This is a genomic window from Streptomyces sp. NBC_01454, assembly GCF_036227565.1.
In the GTDB taxonomy this organism is placed as follows: Bacteria; Actinomycetota; Actinomycetes; order Streptomycetales; family Streptomycetaceae; genus Streptomyces.
Map to the genome: position 1 here is coordinate 4,326,327 of NZ_CP109460.1, position 16,968 is coordinate 4,343,294.

17 protein-coding genes and 1 tRNA gene are annotated in these 16,968 nt (G+C 68.3%); 12 read left to right on the top strand and 6 right to left on the bottom strand.

Features of this window, described 5'->3' with window-relative positions; genetic code table 11:
* The 9 genes from OIU81_RS19130 to OIU81_RS19170 all read left to right on the top strand — a co-directional run bounded on the left by OIU81_RS19130 (window position 1) and on the right by OIU81_RS19170 (window position 5,910).
* A complete protein-coding gene (locus OIU81_RS19130; protein ID WP_329149507.1) occupies window positions 1-1,356 on the top strand; it encodes an FtsK/SpoIIIE domain-containing protein in 1,356 nt (451 codons plus the stop codon).
* An 81-nt stretch (window positions 1,357-1,437) separates the two neighbouring features.
* Window positions 1,438-2,118 carry a DUF2637 domain-containing protein gene (locus OIU81_RS19135; RefSeq protein ID WP_329149509.1) on the top strand — a complete coding sequence of 227 codons (681 nt, stop codon included), beginning with the start codon at window positions 1,438-1,440 and terminating at the stop codon, window positions 2,116-2,118.
* A 16-nt stretch (window positions 2,119-2,134) separates the two neighbouring features.
* Window positions 2,135-2,329: a hypothetical protein gene (locus tag OIU81_RS19140; protein WP_329149511.1), complete on the top strand. Its 195-nt coding sequence runs from the start codon at window positions 2,135-2,137 to the stop codon at window positions 2,327-2,329.
* A gap of 1 nt (window position 2,330) precedes the next feature.
* On the top strand, window positions 2,331-2,522 hold the full coding sequence (locus tag OIU81_RS19145) for a mobile element transfer protein (protein WP_329149513.1): 192 nt from the start codon (window positions 2,331-2,333) through the stop codon (window positions 2,520-2,522).
* Window positions 2,523-2,539: 17 nt separating this feature from the next.
* Window positions 2,540-2,695, top strand: coding sequence for a hypothetical protein (locus OIU81_RS19150; RefSeq protein ID WP_329149515.1), 156 nt, complete (start codon window positions 2,540-2,542; stop codon window positions 2,693-2,695).
* Between the two features lie 23 nt (window positions 2,696-2,718).
* Window positions 2,719-3,027, top strand: coding sequence for a SpdD-like protein (locus OIU81_RS19155; RefSeq protein ID WP_329149517.1), 309 nt, complete (start codon window positions 2,719-2,721; stop codon window positions 3,025-3,027).
* 137 nt (window positions 3,028-3,164) lie between these two features.
* The gene (gene repSA, locus OIU81_RS19160) at window positions 3,165-4,532 is read left to right on the top strand and encodes a replication initiator protein RepSA (RefSeq protein WP_329149519.1); all 1,368 of its coding nucleotides are present in this window, start codon (window positions 3,165-3,167) and stop codon (window positions 4,530-4,532) included.
* Window positions 4,529-4,738, top strand: a complete 210-nt coding sequence (locus OIU81_RS19165) for an excisionase family DNA-binding protein (protein ID WP_329149521.1) — start codon at window positions 4,529-4,531, stop codon at window positions 4,736-4,738. Before repSA ends, OIU81_RS19165 begins: the two co-directional genes overlap by 4 nt.
* Window positions 4,738-5,910: a tyrosine-type recombinase/integrase gene (locus OIU81_RS19170; protein WP_329149523.1), complete on the top strand. Its 1,173-nt coding sequence runs from the start codon at window positions 4,738-4,740 to the stop codon at window positions 5,908-5,910. The genes OIU81_RS19165 and OIU81_RS19170 overlap by 1 nt, the downstream gene beginning before the upstream one ends.
* A 51-nt stretch (window positions 5,911-5,961) precedes the next feature.
* Here OIU81_RS19170 and OIU81_RS19175 read toward each other — a convergent pair.
* Window positions 5,962-6,035, bottom strand: a tRNA-Gly gene (locus OIU81_RS19175).
* A 610-nt stretch (window positions 6,036-6,645) separates the two neighbouring features.
* On the opposite strand from OIU81_RS19175, the gene dcd reads away from it, so the two are divergent.
* Together dcd and OIU81_RS19185 are read left to right on the top strand one after the other, a co-directional pair.
* Window positions 6,646-7,221: a dCTP deaminase gene (gene dcd / locus OIU81_RS19180; RefSeq protein WP_329331149.1), complete on the top strand. Its 576-nt coding sequence runs from the start codon at window positions 6,646-6,648 to the stop codon at window positions 7,219-7,221.
* Window positions 7,222-7,301: 80 nt separating this feature from the next.
* Window positions 7,302-7,811, top strand: a complete 510-nt coding sequence (locus OIU81_RS19185) for a phosphoribosyltransferase (protein WP_329331150.1) — start codon at window positions 7,302-7,304, stop codon at window positions 7,809-7,811.
* A gap of 346 nt (window positions 7,812-8,157) precedes the next feature.
* Here the strand turns inward: OIU81_RS19185 and OIU81_RS19190 are convergent, their stop codons facing one another.
* From OIU81_RS19190 to OIU81_RS19210, 4 genes are all read right to left on the bottom strand, one after another.
* A complete protein-coding gene (locus tag OIU81_RS19190) occupies window positions 8,158-8,715 on the bottom strand; it encodes a hypothetical protein (protein WP_329149529.1) in 558 nt (185 codons plus the stop codon).
* A gap of 15 nt (window positions 8,716-8,730) precedes the next feature.
* Entirely contained in the window at window positions 8,731-12,585 is a 3,855-nt protein-coding gene (locus OIU81_RS19195) for a DUF6531 domain-containing protein (RefSeq protein ID WP_329149531.1), read from the bottom strand.
* Window positions 12,582-13,316 (bottom strand): WXG100-like domain-containing protein, encoded by a 735-nt coding sequence (locus OIU81_RS19200; RefSeq protein ID WP_329149533.1) that lies wholly within the window; start codon window positions 13,314-13,316, stop codon window positions 12,582-12,584. The genes OIU81_RS19195 and OIU81_RS19200 overlap by 4 nt, the downstream gene beginning before the upstream one ends.
* Window positions 13,317-13,863: 547 nt before the next feature.
* Window positions 13,864-14,178, bottom strand: a complete 315-nt coding sequence (locus OIU81_RS19210) for a hypothetical protein (protein WP_329149536.1) — start codon at window positions 14,176-14,178, stop codon at window positions 13,864-13,866.
* Between the two features lie 156 nt (window positions 14,179-14,334).
* On the opposite strand from OIU81_RS19210, the gene OIU81_RS19215 reads away from it, so the two are divergent.
* On the top strand, window positions 14,335-15,912 hold the full coding sequence (locus OIU81_RS19215; protein ID WP_443074011.1) for a ricin-type beta-trefoil lectin domain protein: 1,578 nt from the start codon (window positions 14,335-14,337) through the stop codon (window positions 15,910-15,912).
* 118 nt (window positions 15,913-16,030) lie between these two features.
* On the opposite strand, the gene OIU81_RS19220 is transcribed toward OIU81_RS19215, so the two are convergent.
* The gene (locus OIU81_RS19220; RefSeq protein ID WP_329155227.1) at window positions 16,031-16,966 is read right to left on the bottom strand and encodes a Yip1 family protein; all 936 of its coding nucleotides are present in this window, start codon (window positions 16,964-16,966) and stop codon (window positions 16,031-16,033) included.
* Between the last annotated feature and the right edge of the window lie 2 nt (window positions 16,967-16,968).

Here is a 16,968-nt window from a genome sequence, read left to right on the forward strand (position 1 = left end):
ATGGCCCGCCTCTCGGTCGTACTGCTGCTGGTCGTCGCCACCGCTCTCGTGCTGCGGTGGCGGCGCCCCGCCTGGTACTGGATGACCTTCGGGGTCGTCCTCGCCGCGCTGCGGGTGTTAGCCCGGTACGCCTCGGTCATGGACGCCTGCGGCCTGACCGTCCCGCCCTCGCGCTGGCGGCTCGCACTCGCCCGCATGACCGACCGCCCGGCCCCAGAGCCGCGCGCCCCACGCATTCTCCGTCTCCGGCCGACCCGTACCGGGCTCGTCCTGCGGCTCAAACTCCGGCCCGGCCAGGACGCATTCGATGTCTCCGCCGCCACCGATCGGCTCCGGCACTCCTTCGGGATGTACGGCATCACCGCCCGGGAGATCCGCTCCGGGGTCGTCGAACTGCGAATGACCGGCTACGACGTGCTCAAGCGCGTACAGATGCCCACCAAGATCGACCGCACTCCGATGCGTGTGCCCGTCGCACTGCGCGAGGACGGGGCGGTCCACTACCGCGATTACCGGATCGTCCCGCACGGGCTCACGATCGGGGCCACCGAGTCGGGCAAGTCCGTCTACCAACGCAACCTCGTGGCCGGCCTCGCCGCCCAGGACGTCGCGCTCGTCGGCATCGACTGCAAGCAGGGCGTCGAGCTGTTCCCGCTGGCTCGCCGCTTCTCCGCCCTCGCCGACAACCAGGACACCGCACTCGATCTGCTCGAAGCCCTGGTCTCGCACATGGAGTACGTCTACCAACTCGTCCGCGAGGAACAGCGCATCAGCGTGAACGTCCCCGACGCGGAGATCGCCGCCGACATCTGGGACCTGGCCGAGGACCTGCGTCCCACGCCCGTCGTGGTCCTGGTGGACGAGGTGTCCGAACTCGCCCTCTTCGCCAGCAAGGACGAGGAGAAGCGCCGGGACCGGATCATCACCGCCCTCGTCCGCCTGGCCCAGCTCGGCCGCGCCGCAGGCATCTACCTGGAGATCTGCGGCCAGCGCTTCGGCTCCGAACTCGGCAAGGGCATCACCATGCTCCGAGCCCAGCTCACCGGCCGTACGGTGCACCGCGTCAACGACGAGACCAGCGCCAACATGGCCTTCGGCGACATCTCCCCGGACGCCGCACTGGCCGCCATCCAGATACCCGCAAACGCCCCCGGCATCGCGGTCGCCGGTGACTCGACCGGTGGCTGGTCACGCATCCGCGCCCCGCACACCTCACTGCGCGAAGCAGTGAACCTCTGCAACAAGTACGCCGACCGCACGCCGGACCCGCCCGCGCTCGCGCCCTTCCGGCCCGCCGTCGCCCCGCCGGCCTCGACTGCCGTGCGGCTCGCCAAGGCGTCCTCCGCGACTGCCTGACCCTCCCGCTCAAAGGTCGGCGCCCCCTCGACGCGCCAGTTCCCTACCCCCTCCATGCCAGATCCCGGAAGGAGAACCGTCATGGGACGCATCCGCCCGGACCCCGTTCTCGTACAAGCCGTCATCGCCGGAGCGCTCTCCTTCGCCCACCTCCACGACCTGGCCGCCGCTGCCGGACAGGACGGCTGGAAGGCGTGGGCCTACCCGATCAGCGTCGACCTGCTGCTGGTCGCGGCCTGGCGACGACTCCGCAACGACGGCCCGTCCCGGCTCGCCTGGTGCTGGTTCCTGATCGCCCTGGTGGCCTCGCTCGGCGCCAACGTCGCAACCGCCGGATTCCTCGACCTCCGGCACCCACCCGCCTGGCTCCGTTTCGGCATCGCCGGGTGGCCGGCACTCGCCTTCCTCGGCGGAACCCTGCTGGCCCACACCCGGAGCACGGCCGAAGCCGCCGATCCCACGTCGCCGGCCGACACAAGTCTGGCACCGACCCCCGCCCCGGCGTCGGTCGCGGCCGCTGAGCCTCCGGCCAGTCCGCCCGAGTGGGAAGGCGCCGACCTTCCTGCGACTGAGCCACCCACCGAACCGCCTCGACCTGCACCAGCACCTGCGCCCGTCCCGGCCGCGCTCGTCGCCCACGCCCGCAAGGTCGCCGACGAGCACCGCGCCCGGACCGGAGAACGGATCGACGCCGACACCCTGCGGGCCCGCCTCGGCGTCCCGCCCCAGCTCGCCGACTCCATCGCCGCCCAACTCACCTGACCAGGAAGGGAACTCCGTGACCCGTGACCCGGCCGACCTGACCGCCGCGGACTACCTCGACAGCGCCCGCGAGATGACCGCCGCCGACCGGCCCTACCTCGCCCACCTGCTCGCCGAGGAAGCCGTCCAGCGCACCGCCGACCCGGCCACCGCGGCCGGTATCCGCGCCGCCTACCCCGACCCGACGACCACCCGAAAGGAGAGCAACTGACATGCCCGCCCGCGACCACTTCCACTCCGTCATGCGGATCGGCCCCGTACAGATCGGCACCTACCGCGACCGCCACGGCCGCACCAAGCACGCCGCCGTCTGCACCGCCGACCGCTGCGGATGGTCCGCCGACTTCTCCAGCCGCTCGGCCGCCCAGCTCGCTGCCCGCGCCCACCGCTGCACCGTCCGCTGAACGACTGAGGAGACCCCATGGACGTCCCGCTCTGGCTCGCTTTGATCGCCGTCGGCTACCTCGGTATCAAGCTCATCCGCCCGCCCTGGTGGCTTGTGGCCGTGTTCCTCCTCGGCGGCTACCTCCTCGCCGACAGCTTCCTGTCCTCCGCCATCGACACGGCCGTCAAGTAACGCCCACGGAAGGGAGATCCGTCATGTTCCACCCCAAGGTCCCGACCAACCCGACACCCACCGGACTCGTCATCCCGTCCGTCGTCGAACCGACCGCCACCGTGCGGCGCACCCCACCGCCGGGCCCGGTCGCCCAGTCCTCGACCCGCCCCGCGGTTCACGTCACGCCCGGCACCGCGCTCGCCCTCGTCGGCGGCGGCACGGCCGTGGTCCTGGTCGTCGGCGCCGTCCTGGTCTCGATGCTCCTGGCGGTCGCCATCAGCGGGGTGTCCGTCGCCGTCTGCGCGGTCGTCCTCCGCTCGCTGCTCGCCTCCGAGCGCACGCACCGCTGACCGGCCCCCGGGCGGCCTCAACCGCCAAGTCTCCGCCGCCCGGGAGCCGTGCTCCGTCCGAACCACAGATCCGGAAGGAAGCCCCATCATGACGGACCGCACCGCCGCCCGCCCGTCCCGTACGCGGGAGGTCGCCCGTGCCTGACACGCTCCTCGACCCGACCACCCTCGGCGACCTGCTGAGGGTGGCTTCGGCCCCCGACTATGACCGCTGGGCAGACCAGATCCACCGCACCGGCGGCTGTTCCGACCCGATCCACCTCACCGGCTGGACACTCGCCAAGGACCGCACGTCGGGCGAGACCCTGCACCACTACTCGACCGAGTCCGAACCCAGCGGACGACTCCGCCTCGCCTGTGGCAACCGCCGCGCCTCCCGCTGCCCCGCCTGCGCCTGGACGTACGCCGGGGACACCTACCACCTCATCCGCGCCGGCCTGGCCGGAGACGACCGCCGAGACATCCCCGCCGCCGTCCGGGACCACCCCCGCGTCTTCGCCACCCTCACCGCGCCATCCTTCGGCCCCGTGCACAACCGGCCCGACCGAGGCATCTGCCGCTGCGGCACACAGCACCGCACGGATGATCCGGCGCTTGGCACCGCCCTGGACCCCGAGACGTACGACTACGCCGCCGCCGTCCTGTTCAACAACCACGCAGGCGACCTCTGGCAACGCTTCACCACCCGACTCCGCCGCGAACTGGCCGCCCGCGCCGGCCTCACCCAACGCGACCTCAAAGAATCGGCCCGCCTCTCATACGGCAAGGTCGCCGAGTTCCAGAAGCGCGGCGCCCTCCACTTCCACGCGGTGATCCGCATCGACGGACCGGACGGCCCCGGAACACCGCCGCCGTCCTGGGCAAACGTCGACCTCCTGACCGACGCGATCCGAGCCGCCGCCGCGCACCCCTACACCACGGTCACGGCCCCGGCCGCCGGCGACCAGCCCACCCGGACCTTCCGCTGGGGCACACAGCTGGACGTACGGCCGGTCAAGGCCTTCGACGACGGCCCCGACATCACCGAACAGGCCGTGGCCTCCTACGTCGCGAAGTACGCGACCAAAGCCGCCGAAACCACCGGAACCCTCGACCGGCGCATCGGCGAACTCACCGAGCTGGACCACCACCAGATCCCCGAACACACCCGCCGCCTGATCACCGCGTGCAAAACCCTGGACCCGCTCTACCCGGAACGTCGCCTCTGGGCCTGGGCCCACATGCTCGGCTTTCGCGGCCACTTCTCCTCCAAGTCCCGCCGCTACTCGGTCACCCTCGGCGAGCTGCGCGCGGCCCGCGCCGACTTCCGCGCCGCCCAGGAACGCCAAGCCCTCGGCCTCGAACCCCCGGAGCCGGACACCGTCCTCGTCCTGACCGACTGGCAGTACGTCGGCCACGGCCACACCCCCGGCGAGTCAGCCCTCGCCGCCACCATCGCCCGCGGCCTCCAACTCAACCGTGAGACAGCCCGGGAAGCCCTTGCCCAGGAAGGAGAGCGATCGTGACCGACTCCCTGCTCACGGTCGACCAAGCCGCCGAACGTCTCGGCACCACCGCACGCTTCCCGCGCCGCCTCATCGCCGAGCGCCGGATCGCCTTCGTCAAGGTCGGCAGCCACGTACGCATCAAAGAGAGCGCCCTGGCGGCGTATATCGAGGGGCACACCGTTCAGCCCGTCCGTCGTCGTTCACGTCTCGGGAGGGCTGCCTGATGGGGAACGCGAAAGGCAACCGCCGGCGCTTCGGCTCGGTGCGTCAGTACCGGTCTGGCCGCTGGACCGCCAGCTACCTGGGACCGGACGGGCAGGAGTTCCGCGCACCTCAGACTTTCGAGACCAAGAAGGACGCCGAGGTCTGGCTCTCACAGATCGAAGCCGATCTCACGCGTGGGGATTGGCAGGACCCGGACGCGGGTGCGGTGAACTTCAAGGAGTACGCACTCCAGTGGGTGGGCGAGCGGGGCCTCTCCGCCACCACTGACGAGCTGTACCGGCGGCTCCTGCGGCTGCACATCCTGCCCACTTTCGAGGGCTTGGACCTTGACGAGATCACGGCCCCACGCGTCCGTACGTGGCGTACCGAGCGGTTGGCGTCTACGGGTGCGGCTACGACCATCGCCAAGTCCTACCGCCTGCTCAAGGCCATCATGGAAACCGCGGTCGACGACGAGCTGATCCGCCGCAACCCCTGCCGCATCAGGGGCGCCGGCAAGGAGTCGTCCGCCGAACGCCAGATCGCCACCGTCGACCAGGTCGACGCGCTCGCCAACGCCCTCGGGCCTCGCTGGCGGCTGATGGTCTTCCTCGGCGCGTACGGTCCCATGCGACCGGAAGAACAGGCTGAGCTGCGTCGTAAGGACGTGGACCTGAACGCGATGACCATTCGCGTCCGCATGGCTGCCCCCGAGCTGACGACCGGTCGCCGTGCGCCTGGAGACACCAAGTCGGACGCGGGCAAGCGACTTGTGGTCCTGCCGGCCTTTCTCTGGACCGACCTCCGACGTCACCTCGACTGGTACGCGGAGAAGGAGCCGGAGGGGCTGTTGTTCGTGGGGGAGAAGGGCAAGCCGTTTCGGCGGTCCTCCTTCGGGCGGAAATGGCGCAAGGCTCGTGCGCTCGTCGGCCTGCCGGAGGGCTTTCGCTTCTACGACCTTCGTCACACCGGTCACACCCTGGCGACCAGATCCGGGGCAACCCTCAAGGACACGATGGTCCGCGCCGGCCAGTCGTCGGAGAAGGCCGCGCTGATCTACCAGCACTCGGATCTTGAGAGGCAACAGGAAGTCGCGAGCGGGCTGGACGATCTCGTGCGAGCCGCTCGCAGCAAGGCTCGCCAGAAGCCTTCCGGCGAGCCTTCTGGTGCGGATCTGGTGCGCGACGCCTAGCCCGGTCTAGACAACAAACAAGGCCCAGGTCGCTGACCTGGGCCTCAACTATGGAGCGGGTGACGGGAATCGAACCCGCGCTCTGAGCTTGGGAAGCTCATGTTCTACCATTAAACTACACCCGCGTAATCCCGCCTCGTATCGAGGGCGGATCATCGCCGCACACTCTACCCCATCGCCGCCTCGCGGTGCATTTGGCGTGCCCGGGTGGGGTGTCGGGGTGTGGTGCCGGGGGGTGTGTTGCGGGTGACGGCCGGGGTGGGATGTGGGTGCGGGGTGCGGGAGTTGAGGCGTACGGTGGGGCGTCGGAGTGCCGCCTTCGAGGGCGCCCAGTTCATCCCCTAATGTGGCTTTTGTTGTCCACGCAGTTGGGAGAGGGACTTGATGGAGCGCACCGTCGTACGTTGTGCCGAGGGCCACGTGTTCAGCACCGCTTCGTTCCCGATGCAGACCACCGACCGGCTCGGTCCCGGACGGCTGTTGCGCTGCCCGCGCTGTGCTCGGCTGCGGCACTCGGTGCCCGTCGCGTACGCGAAGCGGTAGTGAGCGATCGGGAGCCATCGGTAGTGGCCGGTAGCGATCGGTAGTGATCGGTAGAGCGGCAGCGGCGAGCAGAAGAAGCCGGCGGAAGTAACAGGCAGAAGCGACGTGGAGTGGTTGAGGGTCCGGTCTCCCTGGTGGGGGCCGGGCCCTCGTCGTGTGAGGGGGGTCGGGCGGGCGCGTATCCTCGTCCTCGTGCTTCTCTCAGACAAGGACATCCGGGCCGAGATCGACGCTGGTCGGGTGCGCATCGACCCCTATGACGTATCGATGGTGCAGCCGTCCAGCATCGACGTGCGGCTCGACCGCTATTTCCGGGTGTTCGAGAATCACCGCTATCCGCACATCGACCCCGCCGTCGAGCAGAGCGACCTGACCCGTGAGGTCGTGCCCGAGGGCGATGAGGCGTTCATCCTGCACCCGGGCGAGTTCGTGCTGGCCTCGACGTACGAGGTCGTCACGCTGCCTGATGATCTTGCGTCCCGGCTCGAGGGAAAGAGCTCGCTGGGGCGGCTGGGGCTGCTGACGCACTCGACCGCCGGATTCATCGACCCGGGGTTCAGCGGTCATGTGACGCTGGAGCTGAGCAATGTCGCCACGCTGCCGATCAAGCTGTGGCCGGGCATGAAGATCGGGCAGCTGTGCATGTTCCGGCTGACCTCGCCGGCCGAGCACCCGTACGGCAGTGCGAAGTACGGCTCCCGCTACCAGGGGCAGCGCGGTCCGACGCCGTCCCGGTCGTTCAAGAACTTTCACCGTTCGCAGGTATGACACGGCCGCGTCGGTGTGGGGCGCGCTCAACAGGGCGGGCGCGTGGCAGGGCGTGGACACAGAAGGTCTGAGAGAGATACGTGAGTGACGTGCGGGAGAACCTGACGTACGAGCGGTTCGGCGGGGCGATCCGCGAGCTGGCGCAGACGATCGCCGACGACGGGTACGAGCCCGATGTCGTGCTGTCGATCGCCCGCGGCGGCGTCTTCGTCGCCGGCAACCTGGCGTACGCGCTGGACTGCAAGAACATCCACCTGGTGAATGTGGAGTTCTACACGGGGGTGGGGACCACCCTGGAGATGCCGGTCATGCTCGCGCCGGTGCCGAACGCGATCGACTTCTCGGACAAGAAGGTGCTGATCGCCGACGATGTCGCGGACACCGGCAAGACGCTCAAGCTCGTCCATGACTTCTGCCAGGGCACCGTGGCGGAGGTCCGCAGCGCGGTGATCTATGAGAAGTCGCACTCGCTGGTGAAGTGCGAGTACGTGTGGAAGCGCCCCGACGAGTGGATCAATTTCCCCTGGTCTGTGTTGCCTCCATGTCGTAAGTCTGGCATACCGATCACCCCGTCGAAGGACGCGCTGTAGAACTCGTTTGAACTGGAAGATCTTCGCTGCTGGTCGGATCCTGTGCGGAGTGATCTTCTGACGTTAGCAACACACACGCCTGGGTCCCGGTGATCCTCGCTGGGGCCCAGGCGTGCTGTGCGCTCGGCAGGATTCGAACCTGCAACCTTCCGATCCGGGGCCGTGCGGCGTCCATCCAGGGTCCGCCGAGCGTGTCTCCGGCTCGTTGCTGTGAGCGCCCGTGTGCCGTCGTTGCCGTCAAGGCTGCCTTCACCGGCGTGCCTTGGCGAGAGGGCGATTGCCTTTCACCGCACCATGTCCGTTGCCGCGGATGCCAGCCTCCACTCCTCTCACTCCGGGCAATCCCTTAGGTATCTGCTGGGAGGCTCGCCTGCCGGCGCCAGACTTCAGCGTATTCCAATGACATGGGCTCGACATTGCGGGCGCCCGCCAAGTAAACCGCCCACCATAGCTCTTCCATGGGAACGCGCGGCTCCCCTTTGGTGTCGATCCAGATTCTGACATTTCCGTGGTCGTCTTCGGTGGCGTCCCACCAGGACCAGGAACGGAGTTCTGGGTCGAAAGTGTAGATCCACTCCACAGCCTCCCACGGGCGATTATCCCGAGCTGCGAGATACCGGCTCTTCCCTTCACTGCCGACGGGATCGTCATCGACACCTTCCGGATGCCCGTTGGTGAGAGCCAAGAACCAAGATGGGAGGCAATCAGGTGCGACATCCTCCTCATCGAAATCTGCCTCACGGGAGATTTCGATGGCTTCGGAAAGAAGGCTTCGCAAGCGTGCTGTGTATTCTGCGGAGTTGCATGCAGGGGCCACGATCAGAAGTCCCATCAGCTTGATGGGTTCTTGCGTCGGGCGCGCTCGCAAACGTGATAGTTCATCCGTCGGGTCGTAGCGGTTCATGGGTTCCTCTTCATGTTAACTGGCATCGATCACTCTACCGGACCCCGGGATTATTGCGTTCCTGAGCGCGTCGAAGTAATTCCTTCCGTGTTTGGTGTTATCCGGAAGGCCGAACAACCCTGGGCCGTCGGACTGATCGGGCGCAACCTTGAGTGCTCGGTTCCAGTCTCGGGCACTACCTTCCCACCAGCTGGGTTTACGTTGAGGTAGGGAGTCACGGTCGATTTCGTTGACGAAGGACCTAGGGACATCGAATGCGACGATCTGATTTCCCTTGAACGCTTCCGTGTGAGAAATGTCGCCAGTCATGTTGAGGTAGAGGGCGCCACTCCCTGAAAGTGAGACATCCCCGTTTTCGTTGACCGTGAGACGCATGGTTTCCGGAATCGAAGTATCCTGCTTCCGGTATACCGTTACCGTGCATTCTGGGGCGAGCCCGAGTGGGTCGCTCCATATATACGGGTTGTGGACGTAAGTCGCCGGATTGGGTGCAGGGGTGAGCCCGAGTGGATCGGGGGTGGCGTATCGAGCAGTTTCCGGATCGTAGTAGCGATGGAAATTGTAGTGAAGGCCGGTTTCGAGGTCGAAGTATTGACCGGGGAAGCGAAGGGGAGTATGGGCGGTGGCGCTCGTATTCCAGGTAGTGGTGCCCCACAGGGTGGTGCGCGTGCGGGCGGCGATGGTGCCGGCTTCGTCGAGGAGTTCGGTGGGGGTGCCGACGAGGTCGGTAACGATGGCGAAGAAGCGCTGATCGGTCTCGTGTTGCGGGGCGTGGGATGTGGTGCGGCGTTCGCGCTGGGTCAGGGGGGTGAGCCCCTCGTGGTCCCAGGTGAGGGTCGTTTGCCTGGGGTCTCCGTAGACGAGGGTCGTCTGCTCGCACAAGGTTGTGCCGTCCCAGGTGAAGTTCACCTGTTCGGCGATGCTCTGGCAGTCCGGGGTGAGACGTAGTTTGGCGGTGCGTCGGCCGAGGGGGTCGTAGCAGTAGCGCCAGGTTGTGCCGTCTGGAGTGGTACAGGCGATCAGGCGGTCTTCGGGGTCCCAGGTGTAGTGCCAGGTGTCGGGCTTGCGGGAGAGGCGGGTCTTCTGACGCAGGGTGGTGCGCCCGGCTGCATCGTATTCGTAGCGGACGGCTCCAGCGCGGTTGATGCGGGTGCCTGTGAAGGCGCGCTCGCCTCGGGCTTCGGGGGCTGGGTGACGGTCGGGCCAGGTGGCGTGGGTCTGGTTTCCGGCTGAGTCGTAGGCATAGCTCTCGGTCCAATTGTGGGCGGAGACGGTGGTGACCCGGCCGACGGCGTCGAGCTCGAAGAGACGGGGGCCATTGAGGTGGTCGTCGATGCCGGTGAGGTTGCCGTCCGCGCGATAGGTGTATGCGCGGTGCTGGATGGTTTTGGCGGCTGAGGTGACGTGCTGGTCGGTGAGGCGGCCGAGGGCGTCGAATTGGTTGGCGATGGTGATATCGCCGAGGGTGCGGGAGAGTTCCTGGCCGCGAGCATCGTGCTCGAAAGCCAAAGTGCGGCCGGAGACGTCAAGCCTCGTGCGCTGCCCGGCTGCGTCGTAGGTCCAGGCACTCACCGCGCCGGTTGGGGTGGTGCGGGATTTTCGGCGGCCAAGGGCGTCGTAGGTGAAGGTGGTGGTGTGGCCGTTCACCGTCTCGGCAACGACTCGGCCGGACTCGTTGCGGGTGTAGGTAAGTTCGCTGTCCGGTCCTGTGATCTGGGTCAGATGGCCGGCGGCGTCGTAGGTAAAGGTGGTGAGTTCGCCGTTGACGTCCTTGGCGGTTGTGCGGCCCAGTGCGTCGTGGGTGAAGCGGATCGTGTGGCCGAGCGGGGTGGTGCGGGAGGTCAGCCGGCCCGTCGCGTCCTGTGTGTAGGTCTGAGTGCGCCCGTCGAAGTCCGTTTCAGAGATCAGGCGCCCGGCCTCATCGTACTCGTAGCGCCAGGTCAGGCCCTGAGGGTTGGTGACCTTCATAAGCTTGAGTTCGGTGTCAAGCACGAACTCGTGGCGTGCCCCGTCCGGGTCGGTGCGCGCTTTCAATTGGTCGAAGTGGCCGTATTCGAAGGTGGTGACCTGACCCAGGGGGTCGGTGGTGGCAGTGCAATTGCCCTCGCCGTCGTAGGACCAGGCTTCCTGCGTGCCGTCCGGATTGATGCGGGTTGCGAGCTGTCCTTCCGGGGTCCACCGGACATGGGTGGTGTTACCGAGGGGATCGATGACGGACGTGGCGCGGCCGAACGTGTCCCGGCGGAATGTCGTGACGGCACCGAGAGGGTCGGTGACAGTGAGGGGGAGCCCTGCCGCGTCGCACTCGATTCGGGTAGTGCTTCCCAGCGGGTCGCTGACCGAGGTGAGATGACCACGTTCGTCATAGGTGAAGCGGGTGGTGTGGCCGGTGGGGTCGGTGACGGCGATCCGGTTGCCTTTGGTGTCGTACTCCTGGCGGAGGGTGAGGCCGTCGGGTCCTGTGATCTCGGCTGGGAGGCCGAGGTCGGTGTAGGTGGCGGTGCTGGTGGAGCCGTCCGGGCGGATGATGGAGACGAGGTGGCCGTCCTCGTCGTAGGTGAGGTGTGTGGCGTTGCCGAGAGGATCGGTGATCTGCAGCGGGCGGTCGTGGGCGTCGTAGGTGGTGCGGGTGGTGTTGTACAGAGGGTCGGTAACCGCGATGACCTGGAGGCGGTCGTTGATGAGGTACCGGGTGGGGAAGCCTTCGCCGTTGGTGCGTGTGGTGGTGCGGTGGCCCGTCTCGAGGTCGACCTCGCCGTAGGCGAACCGGTTGGCCAGGTGCCCCTCGATGCCGGACTGGGCGGTGCAGCGGTGGCGTTCGTCGTAGCTGTACTCGTAGCGGGAGTCGTTGGAGTCGACCCAGGCGGTCATGCGGTGGTCGGTGTCGTACTCGAACCGGGTCACGGCGCCGGTGGAGTTGGTGGCGGTGGTGAGATTGCCGTCCTCGTCGTGGCCGTAGGAGCGGATCAGCTGGTCCGAGCCGTCGTCGGCGGCACCGGCCAGGTGCAGGGCGGTGAGGCGGCCGTTCTCGTCGCAGGTGAGCTTGAGTTCGTAGCCGGCGCTGTGGCGGATCGCGTAGGGGATGCCGGTCTCGTCGGCGTAGTCGAAGGTGATCCGCTGTCCATTGCGGTCCGAGATCTCGTCCGGCAGGGCCAGGCCGGGGGTGTGCACGGCATCGGCGAAGTAGCGGGTCTGGCCGGTCTCGGGGTCGTGGACGGCCCAGTCGTCCTGGACGGTGCGTATCAGGGGCCAGCGCGGGCCGTGCTGGGGCAGTACGCGTTCGCCGGTCTCGGGTATCGGGTAGCGCAGCAGCATCCCGGACTCGGTGACGAAGATGACCTCGTCGGCGTCGATCTCCAGGCGCTGGTCGATGGTGGAGGACCACGACGGCCCGATGTGGCGTCCGATGCGTGTCGAGGACTCGTATTTGCGGGTGAAGACCAGTGGTAGGGCGCCGGGGAGGGAGATGTCGGTCTGGGTCAGGAATACCCGGCCCGTGGCGAGGTCGACAGGGTCCGTGCCATCGGTGCACATCCCCTTCTCCTGGCGGGTATTGGCGTTCTCGTGGTCGGCTTTGGCCTGCTCGTGGGCTCCGCCGGACCGGCCGCCGGATTGCCCACCACCGGACGGGTGCCCGCCTCCGCTCGTGCCGTGGGGCGCGTGCGGCATGTCCTGCTTGCTGTCCTTGAGGTGTTTGCCGAATTCCGCGGCCTGTTTGGCGTCGTTCTCGGCGTGGTTGGTGGCGACCTTCTTCATGCGCTGACCTGTGCCGTGGTACAGGTCCTCGACGGCCTTGCCCGCGTCCTTGCCGAGGGTCTTGCCCAGCTTTTCGGCGGCGTGCTCCAGTGCCTTGACGATCGGATTGCTCATTCGAAGCTCGCCCCCGCGGCCTTGGTCTGGAATTCGGCGGCGTGCCCGGCCACCGTCCGTGCATGTGCGTGCAGCTTTTCCGCGCGTGCTTGCAGCGCCTCCGGGTGAATGGAGAAGCTCTCGCCGGCACGCCCCCCGCCTCCACCGGCGGAGACGCCGAGAGCGGACTCGGCGGCCTGGAAGAGCAGCCCGCTCACTGCCTTGCCGACGGTCTCGACGAGGGGATTGACCGCCGCTTCGATGACCTGGCCGATGATGTACTGCTCCAGCTGTTGGACGAGGTAGTCCATGAGCTTTTCGGCGGCTTCGACGACCAGGGCTTCGGCCGCTTCGGCGAGGCCGAGGGTGGCGACGGCGGCGGCCTGGTCGGCGACGAACGTGATGGCCAGCACGGTCAGTTCGGCGATCGCCTCCACCTTCATCGCCACGATCGTGTCGGCCGCGAGGTCCAGTGCGTCGGCCACCACATGACAGGCGTTGACCAGCTCCGTCATGTGGCTGTCGGACATCTGGCCCCACTTGGCCAGCAACGCCTCGTACGACGCGCCCTGGTAGACGTCCTCCAGCTGCTTGATCGTGGCAGTGGAGTCCTTGTGCGTGTCATCCACCTTCTGCGCGAAATCCCGTACGTGAGACCCGAATTCGCGGACCTTGTCCTCATTGATGTTCGGCCAGTTCACCCCGATGAACTGAAGGAACGAAACCACCTGACCGGGCAGTTCGATCGCCATACTGCTCCCCCATGTCGAAACCTCGCAGCAGCTGACCAGGCAATATTCAAGGGGGCGCAAGGTGTGGGTAAATAGGTGGTCTAGGTAGGGCCAGCGGTGCGTCTTTTGGTCAGGATCGGCCAGAAGTGGAGGTCGCCCGCTGAAATCCCCTCAGGGATCCCCCGCCGCCCCGGTCCGCCGTCCCTCCGCCTCCGCCCCCGTACGCGGCCCGTTGCCGGTGTCCGTGCCGTCCACCGGCGCCTCCCGAAGCAGGTCAGGGCCAGGGCGCCCGTCACCGCCAGAAGCCGGTGACGGCCAGAGGGGTCAGGCCGTCGCGGGTGCGGTCGCCAAGCCAAGTGACGCCGACCAGGGCGGGGCCCAGGTTTTCGCCAAGGACCATGCCGGCGGTGGCGGCGTGACGGAGCCGCGTCAGCGGCCTTTCCTTCGTGCCCTCCCGAGGGCTCCCTTCATCGCGCCCCCGCCTCCTTGATGAACTCCTGGAGCCGCAACAGGCGCTTCTCCACGGTGTATTGCGTACCAACAGCCACAGGTCCAACCTCCTCATCCACTACGGCAACTCACGGAAGAGGATGAACGTCAGCGCGTCTCTGATGGCGGAGTCGGCCACGCCGCCGAGCCCTTCCGCACACATCGCGGCATAAATCCCTGGCCTGAGCGTGGTGTACAGGCGGGCCATGACGCCCGCGGCCACGAACCCCAGCTGGCGCACATAGGGATCCGGTGCGCGCATGGCGCGCTCCACCCGGGGCGCGAGCACGGCTGGGTCCTCGCCGTGGAGCGTCCAGCCGCCGGTCGTGCGGCGCGAGGGCCAGATACTCGACGCCTGAGCCGCGGCGGGCGGGCGGCTGCCCGCGCCGCGCATGCACCTTCCTCGGCACCCGATCGTCGTACTCCGCACAGGAGTTGGCGGTCGGGTGCGCTGCTGTGCGCCGGATCCGGCCAATCCCGTTCCGGGTGTTCCGTGCGGGTCCGGCTGCGACTACAACCCGCGGTAACAGCAGACCGGAGGGGAGTGTCCATGGTGCGTGCGAGACGTGGGCGGGGGGCGTTACGTGGGTGGCGTGCGGGGCGGCGGCTGCGGGCGGTGGTGGTGACCTCGGCGGCGGCGCTGACGGTGGTGTGCACCGTGGCGGCGGGCGGGGCGGGGGCCGCGTCCGGGGCCGTGGGGCGGGACGGGCCGGGCGGGGCCGCGGTCGTCAAGCCGCTGTCGCCCGGGCTGGAGAAGATCCGGGCGCGGGAGGCGACGAGGCTGTACGGGGATCCGGCCGAGCGGTCGGCCGGGGAGCGGAAGACCTCGTTGATCTCGCTGGGGGACAGTGAGATCTCGGGGGAGGGCGTCGGGACGTACGAGCCGGGTACCGACGGGCCGGACAACTGGTGTCACCGGTCCCCGGACTCGGCCATCCACCGGACCGGGATCGCGGCGGACGTGACCTACAACGCCGCCTGCTCGGGTGCCTCCAGCGGCAACATCGTGATCGGTGGCAGCAAGCAGTACGCCGATGAGCTGGTGCAGAGCGACAGTCTCGCCATCGCGGCCCGGAACACCCGGCTGAAGATGGTGCTCCTGGTGGCCGGCGCCAACGACGATCTGCAGTTCGGGCCGGTGATGACGGACTGCGTGGAGCGCTGGTTCCTGCTGCAGGGCACCTGCGAGCAGAAGTACCAGCCGGGCTGGCAGGCGCGGGTCGACGCGCTGGTGCCGAAGGTCGAGCGGACGGTAGGTGATCTGCGGACCGTGATGCGGGACGCGGGGTACGCGGACGGTGACTACCGGCTCGTGGTGATGTCGTATCCGAGTCCGATCGGGCCGGATGTGACGGACAACCCGCATTACCCGGGGAAGCTGCCAGGCGGCTGTACGGGCTACACCTCCGACGCGGGCTGGGGGCGCAATGCCGCGGTGCCGGGGTTCGAGAAGGGGATGCGGAAGGCCGCGCGGGAGGCGGGTGCGACCTATCTGGACGCCTCCCGGCTGTTCCACGGGCACGAGGTGTGCATGGAGGACACCTGGGCCCGCGGGCTGTGGGTGAACCTCACCAACCCCTTCCCGCCGAACGCGAACTCGGTGCGGCAGTCCTTCCACCCCAACGCCCGCGGGCACGGCGCGTTCGCCTCGTGTCTGACCCAGCTGTACGCGTCGGGGCTGCGGGAGGCGTCCTGCGCCGACGCGGCGAGCACCGGGCAGCCGACGCTGTACGCGGGGGCCTGGGACGACGCGTACCGGCCGCTGAAGAACGCCGCCACGGGCAGCTGTGTGGACGCGACCGGCGGCGCGAGCGCCAACGGGACGGCGGTCGGCGGCTGGGACTGCCACGGCGGGCGCAACCAGGGCTGGTGGTACGACCCCGAGCGGCGGTCGGTGCATGTGGAGCTGACCCAGGACCGGTGCCTGGACGTGCCCGGTGCCCGCTACGAGGCCGGGGCCGGTCTGGTGCTGTGGAACTGCTCGGGCGCGGCCAACCAGGAGTTCGTACGGACCGGTGGCACGATCCGGCCGGCCGCCGCGCCGTCGCTGTGCCTGACGCTGGGCGCGGCGAAGGAACCGCTGCGGCTGCGGGGGTGTGACGGGTCGGACGGGCAGCGGTTCGCGTAGGACGGGGGGCTGCCCATGGGGGACGCCCACCCGTACGGCGAGGGGCCCGCTCCGGAGCGTGGTGCTCCGGGGCGGGCCCCTCGCCCGTGGCCGGCAGGGCGTTACCGCGTGCCGAGCGTCACAGCGTGCCGAGCTTCAGCAGGGCGAGCAGGGCGACCAGCTGGATCGCGGAGGCGCCGAGCGCCTTGGGCCAGGGCAGGTCGTGCGACTTGCTCACCATGGAGGTGAGCAGATAGCCGGTGGCGAGCCAGGTCAGCCAGCCCAGGACCTGCACCAGGGTGCTGTCGCCGCCGAGGAACATGGCGAAGAGCAGCCGGGGCGCGTCCGTAATCGTCATGATCAGCATGGCCAGGCCGATGGTCGGCTGCCAGGCGCCGTCGCCGCCGAGCTGGCGGGCCATGGTGTGGGTGACCGTGCCCAGGATCAGACTGCCGATGATGAACATCACCGCGGTGATCAGCACCCAGGGGATGCTGTTGGACAGCGTGGCGTTCAGCACATCCGCGCGGGCCTTGTCGAAGCCGAAGACCGCGAGCAGGCCGTAGATGAAGGTGACGAGGAGGGCGGGGGCCCAGACCGCGTGGTCGCGCATCTGCCAGAACGTGGCGTCGGGGCGCAGCACGATGCCGGACAGCAGCTGCTTCCAGTGCAGCTTCGGGCCGGCCGGCGGTGCGGTGGTCTGGCCCGCGCGGTAGGTGCCGCCGGCCGCGTACGCGCCGTCGGGCCCGTTGTCGTACCCGTCCGGCTGTGCACCGTAGGCGTCCGGCGCCTCGCCGACGCTGAACTGCTGGGTGTGACCTGCGTTGTTGTCGTTCGTGTACGGCGCGTAGGACTGCTGGGGGTGGTAGCCGCCGTCGCCGAAGTACTCGGGCTCGCCGTGCTGCCCGTGCGGCTGCGGCTGCTGCCCGCCGTACTGCTGCGGTGGCTGCTGCCACTGCCCGTGCGGCGGTGGAGGCTGCTGCCCATACGGCCCTTGCTGTCCGTACGGGGCCTGCTGCCCCTGCTGCCCTTGCTGTCCGTTCTGCGCGGGGCGGGCATCCCGTCCGCGACCCATCC